Annotated in this window: 3 protein-coding genes; 1 reads left to right on the forward strand and 2 read right to left on the reverse strand. The window is 55.6% G+C overall.

Going from position 1 to position 4647, the window contains the following annotated elements; all coding sequences use genetic code 11:
- Window positions 1–39: 39 nt before the first annotated feature.
- Both gltS and BF12_RS0117645 read right to left on the reverse strand, forming a co-directional pair.
- Window positions 40–1230, reverse strand: coding sequence for a sodium/glutamate symporter (gene gltS, locus BF12_RS0117640; protein WP_024953409.1), 1191 nt, complete (start codon window positions 1228–1230; stop codon window positions 40–42).
- Between the two features lie 480 nt (window positions 1231–1710).
- A complete protein-coding gene (locus BF12_RS0117645) occupies window positions 1711–3435 on the reverse strand; it encodes a 2-isopropylmalate synthase (protein WP_024953410.1) in 1725 nt (574 codons plus the stop codon).
- 589 nt (window positions 3436–4024) lie between these two features.
- On the opposite strand from BF12_RS0117645, the gene BF12_RS0117650 reads away from it, so the two are divergent.
- Entirely contained in the window at window positions 4025–4513 is a 489-nt protein-coding gene (locus BF12_RS0117650; RefSeq protein WP_024953411.1) for an Lrp/AsnC family transcriptional regulator, read from the forward strand.
- Window positions 4514–4647 lie beyond the last annotated feature (134 nt).

Genomic DNA, 4647 nt, shown 5'->3' on the forward strand with positions numbered 1-4647 from the left:
GAGTCCGGTGTTGTCGTTTTACAGGAGATTCGCTCAGGCTTAGAAGAAACCGAGGAAACCCTTGATGATCAGCGAGTTCGCGATATCGATCAGGAAACCACCCACCACCGGTACGATGATGAAGGCTAGCCGCGATGGGCCATGATGCTGGGTCACCGCCTGCATGTTGGCAATCGCCGTCGGCGTAGCCCCCATGCCGAAGCCACAGTTACCTGCGACAAGTACCGCAGCATCGTAGTTCTTGCCCATCAAACGGAAGGTCACCTGAGTGGTGTAAACGAACACCAGCACCACCTGCACCAGCAGGATAGCCAGAATCGGCAACGCCAGGTTGGCAAGATCCCACAGCTTCAGCGTCATCAATGCCAGCGCAAGAAAGACGGATAGGCAGATGTTGCCCAGCACATCGACCGCATGGCTATTGAGATGCTTGTCACCAAAGGTGCGCACCACATTGCCGATCACGATACAGCTGAACAGTACCCACACGAAGGTCGGTAGCTCGAAGGCAGTGTCGGCCGCAAGACTCTGCAGCTGCTGACCACAGACCACGCCCAATAGCAGCATGAAGAGCGTCTTCAGTGCATTGGCGGTATTGAGCGGATGCTGGACTTCACTCTCATCGTATTCAGATTCGCTGGTCTGGGCGGCAATATCCTGCCCATCGCGCTTCATGCGCTTGATCAGATAACGCGCTGTCGGACCACCGATCAGCGAGCCGAATACCAACCCGAATGTGGCACACGCCATCGCGACTTCCATGGCGCCATTGATGCCATATTCCTCAGCAAAGACGTTGGCCCATGCCGCGCCCGTACCGTGGCCCCCGGACATGGTGATGGAACCACCGAGTAGACCCAGCACCGGATCAAGACCGAACAGGCTGGCTACGGCCACGCCAAACAGGTTCTGCAGAATCAGTAGACCGATCACCAACGCGAGGAATAGCACCAACTTGCTGCCACCGGCACGAATCATCCGTATGTCAGCAGACAGACCGACGGAACCGAAGAACAGCAACATGAAGGGGGTCTGCAGCCCACCGAAGAACTGGAACTCATAACCAAGGGCACGTAGGCCGGTCACGATGACAGTGGCGATAAGACCGCCGACCACAGGTTCGGGGATATTGAATTCTCGAAGCACGCTCACGCGTTCGACAATGAGATGGCCAACGACAAGGACAAGCGCCGCCAGCAGCAGGGTGGTGATTGCATCAAGTTGAATCATGCGATACCGATGAGTAGTTGTGGATTGTTCTAGCGGACCTTTTGAACGAGAGGTGCACTGGCGATACTCGACAAGAGGAGGATGGGGACACATCCATTATCTCTCTCATCAGGGAGACTGCCTTTGCACCGCTTGGAATTGTTGTGTTCTCGAATCCGGTCTGCCACCAGATCGTTATCATTATGCGAGTGCTGCGATGATACGCAGGGATTACACCGGTGCAAGCGCCGATGTTGAACAGCCAGACAACTTCCGACAAAAGTCTATATCACTGCTCGTCAGAGACATTGCCGAACACGTGGTCTGAAACACATCAAACCCCGCGCCACCGCTGGCTTGAGCACCAATGTCTCCTGGCTTGAAGCACAACACCCCCGTTCAGATGAACGGGGGTGTTGTAAGTGCTCCAAACAAGCATTTCAGACATGTTTTGTGACGTATCTCGCAGCGGGCGTCAGGATTTTCACATTTCGTGTTTCATTACACCGATACAGGCGCTGCCTCTTCGGCACGTTCAGCTTCACTGCGAGCATTACTTTCCAGGCCACGATTGACCGCCGAGAGCACCGCCTTGAGCGAGGCACTGACGGTATCACCGTCTTCCGCCATACCGCAGACGCGCTTGCCATCCAGGTTCAGCATCACGAAGGCGACTGCGACGGCATCACTACCCTCACCGAGCGCATGCTCACCATAATCGACCACGCTGACCGTGGAACCGGTATGGCGCTGCCAGGCATCCATGAAGGCGGAAATAGCACCATTGCCCTCGCCTGCCAACGAGATCTGCTCGCCATGTTCATCCACCAGGGTGGCAGTCAGCTGCTCAGCGCCATCGCGATCCAGACGATAGCCCTTGAGATTTAACGGGGACTCGCGCTTGAAGCTGGCATCCAGAATATCGCGAATCTGCTGACTGGAAAGCTCACCACTGACCTGTTCACTGGCCTTCTGCACGTGCGGTGCCAATTCAAGGCTCATCCAGCGCGGCAGGCTGATGCCGTGATCGCGTTCAAGCAAGAAGGCCATGCCGCCCTTGCCGGACTGGCTGTTGACGCGAATCACCGCCTGGAAGTCACGCCCCAGATCCTGCGGGTCGATCGGCAAGTAGGCGACCTGCCACGGTTCATCTGGCTGCTGCTTCTTGAGGCACTTGCGAATCGCATCCTGGTGACTGCCTGAGAAGGCGGTGTAGACCAGCTCGCCGACCCACGGATGACGCGGGTGTACTGGAAGATTGGTGCACTCGGTGTAGACCTGGATGATCTCATCGGGATTGGAGAGATCCAGCTGCGGGTCGATGCCCTGGCTGTAGAGATTCATCGCCAGCGTGATCAGATCCATGTTGCCGGTACGCTCGCCATTGCCGAGCAATGTGCCTTCGATACGATCTGCACCAGCAAGCAGGCCCAACTCAGCAGCAGCCGCAGCGCCGCCACGATCGTTGTGGGTATGCAGCGAGATGATCGCGCAGTCACGACGACGGAGGTGCTTGATAAAGTACTCGACCTGATCGGCAAAATGATTGGCCGGACCCACTTCTACCGTCGCCGGCAGATTGAGAATGCAGCGATTTTCTGGTGTCGGCTGCCAGACATCCATGACTGCTTCACATACTTCAACGGCATAATCCATCTCGGTGGAAGTGAAGCTCTCCGGCGAATACTGGAACACCCAACGCGTCTCGGGATAGCGTGCCGCATAGTCCTTGACCAATTGCGCACCTTCTACTGCAATGGCCTTGATGCCCTCGCGATCCATCTCAAACACGCGCTCACGCTGCACGGTAGACGTTGAATTATAAACGTGAACAACCGCGTCACGTGCCCCGATCAGTGATTCGTAAGTCCGTGCGATAAGGTGTTCACGGGCCTGCACCAACACTTGAATGCTGACCCCTTCCGGCACTTGATCCTCTTCAATCAACCAGCGCACGAAATCGAAGTCCAATTGACTGGCAGATGGGAAGCCTACTTCGATTTCCTTCAGACCGATCTTGACCAGCAGCTTCCACATCAGTTTCTTCTGCTCGACCGTCATCGGCTCCAGCAGTGCCTGATTGCCATCGCGTAGATCGACACTGGCCCATAGCGGCGCCTGAGTCACTGTACGCGACGGCCACTGGCGGTCGGTCAGCGCCACAGGTGTCACGGGGCGATATTTAGTGTGGTCGAACGCAGCACTTGGCGTGGATGCAGCAATCATAAACGTATCCTTGGCGGTCTGGGCGCGTGAACAAGGTAGCGTCTTGGCACCTGATTATGGTGATTCGATGGCACCTTTCGCACTCAGCAGTGTCCCAATAGGGGCGCCTGAGTGAATGTAAAGTAACGAGGGCCTTATGAGTCTCGTCTCTGAAAGCTTGCCGTTAGCGTCGCAGGCAAGCAAGCCACAATGCATATGCAAGTCAGAGTGCATAAGCCAGAGTGCATAAGCCAGAGCGTGCAAGACCAAGACAGAGTGCACATGGACCGGGCCGCTCGATTGTGTAAAACCATGGCACCGGATCACGGCTACCAACAGCGGGCAAGGCAGAAAGGACGGGGTGACCGCACTATTCCTGTCAGCAGGACCGTCTCGATCAGAAGTCTCCTGCTTTACCGCTTTACCGAACGAAAGAGGCGTGTGGCCAGCGCCGGCAGCTTACATTGCGCAGTGACCTGAAAGGTCGCCAGGCAGTGAATACAGTATATGCCGCATATCAGGGCGGACGATTGCGAAAATCACATGACATCGCCATCTTAACAGCAGATTATTTTACCATTCACATATTCACCGCTAATGGATTGCGAAAATGAGCCAGAACATCACTTTCCCTACGCTGGATCGCTTTGATCGTCGCATTCTAGATGAGCTTCAGCATTCAGGACGTATTAGCAACCAGGAGCTCGCCGAGCGCATTGGTCTGTCACCGTCACCCTGCCTGCGTCGCGTACGTGCTCTGGAAGAAAGTGGCATGATCCTGGGCTACCGTGCTCAGATCGATGCTCGCAAGCTGGGACTGAGTCTGATGGCCCTGCTGCATATCTCAATGGATCGACACACACCTGAGCGTTTCGCCAATTTCGAGGATACGATCGCCAGCCTGCCACAGGTCATGGAATGCCTACTGATCACTGGGCAAGAAGCCGACTATCAGCTCAAGGTCGTCGTGAAGGACATGGACGACTATCACGATCTGCTGCTAAAGCAGATTACGCGTATCGAAGGTGTAACCGGCGTGCATTCAAGCTTTGTGCTGCGCCAGGTCATTGATCACCAGCGCGTACCAACGGCATCCTGAGCATTCATCACCAGTGCCTACCGAGACATCCGTAACGACAACGCCACCGGTCTCGGTGGGGCGTTGTCGTTTGCAAGAGTAGTCATCCGCTGTACTCAGCTGAATACTCATCTAGAACATCACTTGACTCCTCA

Origin of the sequence: Cobetia crustatorum, assembly GCF_000591415.1 — a bacterium.
GTDB classification, from domain to species: domain Bacteria; phylum Pseudomonadota; class Gammaproteobacteria; order Pseudomonadales; family Halomonadaceae; genus Cobetia; species Cobetia crustatorum.